We start from the raw sequence: 3,076 nt of genomic DNA, 5'->3' as shown, positions 1-3,076 counted from the left end.
ATCCTGCTCGCCGGCCTCGGCGAACAACTCAACGCCGGAAGCCGCCTGTGACAACCGGTGCCGGCTTCAGGGCTGGGTTCCGTAGATGAATTCCTTGGCGTGCGCGACGGCTTTTCTGAAGGCGTCGTTGCGCAGGGTGGCTTGCTCGGCGTTCTTGGTGTCGGTTTCGACATAGTTCGTACAGCCGGGCCGCAGGACCCAGATGTCGCCGGCAGGGGGTAAGTAGAACACGCCGAATGAGCGGTGTTGCGGATCCTCGGTCCAAATGGGGACGACCGCCACCGCCGCGCCGGTATCCGGATTGATCCACTGGGCCCGGGGCATCGGTTGTTCGTGGGTCTCAGGGTCCAGGAAGGGTGCTGTTCCTTCGCCCCACCGCTTCTCGAAGCGTTCGTAGAACGCGGGCATCAATTGGTGGTCGTACGGGCGCCAGGCGCTCATGGAGGCTCCTTGTGATTGGATGTTTCCGGCTCAGCGCCTGATTCGCAGGATCAGCGTGTAGCCGTTTGGGGGATATGGGCCTTGCCGGTCCGGCATTCCGGGAGACCGGCCGCCGGGCGACTCCCTGATGACCGGCCCGATCAGCACGAAGGCACCCGGGATCGCTGGCGCTGGGGTCGCGGAGGAGCCGGCGGGGCGCTGCGGCTTCGCTGTCGCGGCTGGCCGCGGGTGCTCCCGGTCGTAGGCCGCCCGCTTTTCCGGGTTGCCGAGGATGGCGTAGGCGCCCATGATGTCCCGGAGTTCCTGCAGCTCCGGCTCTGTCGGTCCCGGGCCGTCTTCGCGCGCCGGTCGGGTGTCCGGGTGCCGGCCGCGCATGAGTGTACGGTAGGCGCGCGCCACCTCACGCGCTGTGGCGGTTGGGTCGATATGCAGGATGTCGTAAGGATCCGGGCCGTTGTTCCTCATCGTTGTCGGCTGTGTTCTCGCGGGAGGGGACGGGATGGTCCCCGGCGTTCAGCCGGGGACCATCGTTGCGGGAGTCATCGCGGGGGCCGCATCGATATCTGCGCTGGACGCGCTGTGGCGGGGTCTGTGAACTCGACCGCCCTCTTCACACGATGGGTCGTCCTGGCGCTCCCGGTCTGGAGGCTGTGCCGGCTATCAGGCGTTGATCTCCTGGCGCTGTTTGCCGGTTGTTTCAATTTCGATGCGGCGCGGCTTTGCTTTCTCCGCCACCGGGATCCTCAAGGTCAGGACGCCGGCGTCGTAGCTAGCCTTGACACCGTCGGTGTCGAGGGCATCGCCGAGGATGAGCTGGCGGCTGAAGACGCCGCGGGGCCGTTCGGACGCAATCAGTTCGGTGTTTTCGCCGACGGGTTCCGGGCGCTCGGCCTTAACGGTCAGCACGTTACGTTCGACGTCGATGTCCACCGAATCCACGTTGACGCCGGGCAGGTCGAAGGCGACTACGAAGTCCTCGCCTTCCCGCCAAGCGTCCATCGGCATGGCCGCTGGCCTCGCCGTGGTGCCGAGCACTTGTTCGGCGAGACGATCGAATTCACGGAACGGGTCCGTTCGCATCAGCATGGTCTGTCACTCCTTGCAGATTTTTGTTGTCAACCCAGCAAATCTATGGTCGCTGGTATATATTTTTTATAGCACCGCTAACGGATCGGAGCAAGCCCGATTTGGAAAGATTTTGGAGGTAGCCGATGGGACAGGCCGAGGACCGGGGGAGGGGCGTGTACGCGATTTCCGTCGCGGCCGAGCTTGTGGGAACGGGTCAGCAGAACCTGCGCCTCTATGAACGCAAGGGACTGCTGGAACCGGGCAGGACGCTGGGCGGGACGCGCCAATACAGCGAGGACGATCTCGTGGTCCTGCGCCGGATCGGGGAGCTTCTGAATCTAGGGCTGAACCTGGCGGGTATCCGGATGGTCTTGGTGCTGGAGGCCGACAACCGGCGCCTTGAGGGGGAGCTCAAGTCCGCGAAAGCAGCACAGGAGAGTGCGCCCCGCCCGGGCGCGGGCGAATGACTTGATACCGCCGGTAGTAAGCTTGCTTAGTACTTAGTTGCCAGGCAAGGGGTGGTTCAGGATTTTAGACGAGGGATGGGCGCCGGCGCAGGGCACTGGCCAGTCTGATACGCGGGCGTCGGAGACTGGGAAGCCGTTGGTTAGGGGTGTCCCTTACACGAGGCAGATTGACCGTGCGGAGGTCCTTCGATCACGCTTCGAGTTCCGCGAGGCACTGGATCTTGCTTTGGAGTGCATTGTGGCCGCCGAAGCCGATCTTGGGGCTCGCCAGCTAAATGGGCTCGAATCTGACAAGGACATGGGATTGTTGGGGCCGCCTCCGGCCGCGCCCACCTGGCTTGCCTGCCAGCTGTGCAGGGAGCTGGGCGATTACCGATTGGAGGTATCCCTGATCGAACGATGGCTTGCGCACTCATATGGCGATCACGGACAAGGTGATGCCGCTGAGCAGATGAAATGGCGACTGGCCACAGCCAGCGAGCTCCTGCGAACGGGGCCGCGCGCAGCCTGGGATCAGGACGTTCCCTAACCTCCAGCCTTGGGGGGCGGATCGCCCCTGCTGCGAGCTGCCGTGCAGCCCGTAGCAGGGGCGATTTTTTTCACCCGTCGGCCCTGGGTTCAGCTAACTGCCGGGACTGTGAGGGCTGCCGTTTCGGCTGTCGCGGTGTGCGTCAGCGCGGCGAGGGACGCGGCCACTGAGTGGTCGGGCTCATCCTGCGGCGCGCTGTGCGCGCGCAGCACCACGAGTGATTTCGCCGCGAGGGGCATCACGCCGTCTGCGTCGATGGGCGCGGAGTCGGCGCTCTTGCCGGCGGTGTCGATGATGATGTCCCACGCGGGTGCGTATTCGTCCGAGGGCAGCCTGAACTTGACCTCGTCGTCGTGGGCGTTGAAGTAGAGCAGGAAGTTGACGTCCGTGATGCGCCGGCCTTGGTTGTCCTGTGCGCGGATGCCGTCACCGTTCAGGAACACGCCGACCGAGCGGCCGAATCCGTTGTCCCAGTCTTCGGGCTGCATCGTCTTGCCCTCCGGATCGAGCCATTCGATGTCCGGAAGAGGTTCGCCTTCGCCTCGAAGGACCGGGCGGCCGTCGAAGAAGC

Annotated in this window: 4 protein-coding genes and 1 pseudogene; 1 reads left to right on the top strand and 4 read right to left on the bottom strand. The window is 64.6% G+C overall.

Features of this window, described 5'->3' with window-relative positions; all coding sequences use genetic code 11:
* Positions 1–66: 66 nt before the first annotated feature.
* From L0B83_RS19505 to L0B83_RS19495, 3 genes are all read right to left on the bottom strand, one after another.
* Positions 67–441 (bottom strand): hypothetical protein, encoded by a 375-nt coding sequence (locus tag L0B83_RS19505; protein WP_234760226.1) that lies wholly within the window; start codon positions 439–441, stop codon positions 67–69.
* Positions 442–471: 30 nt separating this feature from the next.
* On the bottom strand, positions 472–906 hold the full coding sequence (locus L0B83_RS19500) for a J domain-containing protein (protein ID WP_234760225.1): 435 nt from the start codon (positions 904–906) through the stop codon (positions 472–474).
* Positions 907–1,101: 195 nt separating this feature from the next.
* Positions 1,102–1,527: an Hsp20/alpha crystallin family protein gene (locus tag L0B83_RS19495; RefSeq protein ID WP_234760224.1), complete on the bottom strand. Its 426-nt coding sequence runs from the start codon at positions 1,525–1,527 to the stop codon at positions 1,102–1,104.
* Between the two features lie 125 nt (positions 1,528–1,652).
* Between L0B83_RS19495 and L0B83_RS19490 the strand changes: the two genes are divergently transcribed.
* On the top strand, positions 1,653–1,976 hold the full coding sequence (locus L0B83_RS19490; protein ID WP_234760223.1) for a MerR family transcriptional regulator: 324 nt from the start codon (positions 1,653–1,655) through the stop codon (positions 1,974–1,976).
* 618 nt (positions 1,977–2,594) lie between these two features.
* Here the strand turns inward: L0B83_RS19490 and L0B83_RS19485 are convergent.
* Positions 2,595–3,076 (bottom strand): annotated as a pseudogene (locus tag L0B83_RS19485) (glycogen debranching enzyme); the annotation flags it as partial.

Source organism: Arthrobacter alkaliphilus, assembly GCF_021483235.1.
GTDB lineage: Bacteria > Actinomycetota > Actinomycetes > Actinomycetales > Micrococcaceae > Arthrobacter > Arthrobacter alkaliphilus.
The sequence above is the reverse complement of the archived record's forward strand: the minus strand, read 5'-3'. Positions and strand labels throughout refer to the sequence as shown.

What these genes read in the sequence shown, in the direction of transcription:
- L0B83_RS19505 (WP_234760226.1), bottom strand. Translation starts at nt 441, where the DNA reads ATGAGCGCCTGGCGCCCGTACGACCACCAATTGATGCCCGCGTTCTAC.
- L0B83_RS19500 (WP_234760225.1), bottom strand. Translation starts at nt 906, where the DNA reads ATGAGGAACAACGGCCCGGATCCTTACGACATCCTGCATATCGACCCA.
- L0B83_RS19495 (WP_234760224.1), bottom strand. Translation starts at nt 1,527, where the DNA reads ATGCTGATGCGAACGGACCCGTTCCGTGAATTCGATCGTCTCGCCGAA.
- L0B83_RS19490 (WP_234760223.1), top strand. Translation starts at nt 1,653, where the DNA reads ATGGGACAGGCCGAGGACCGGGGGAGGGGCGTGTACGCGATTTCCGTC.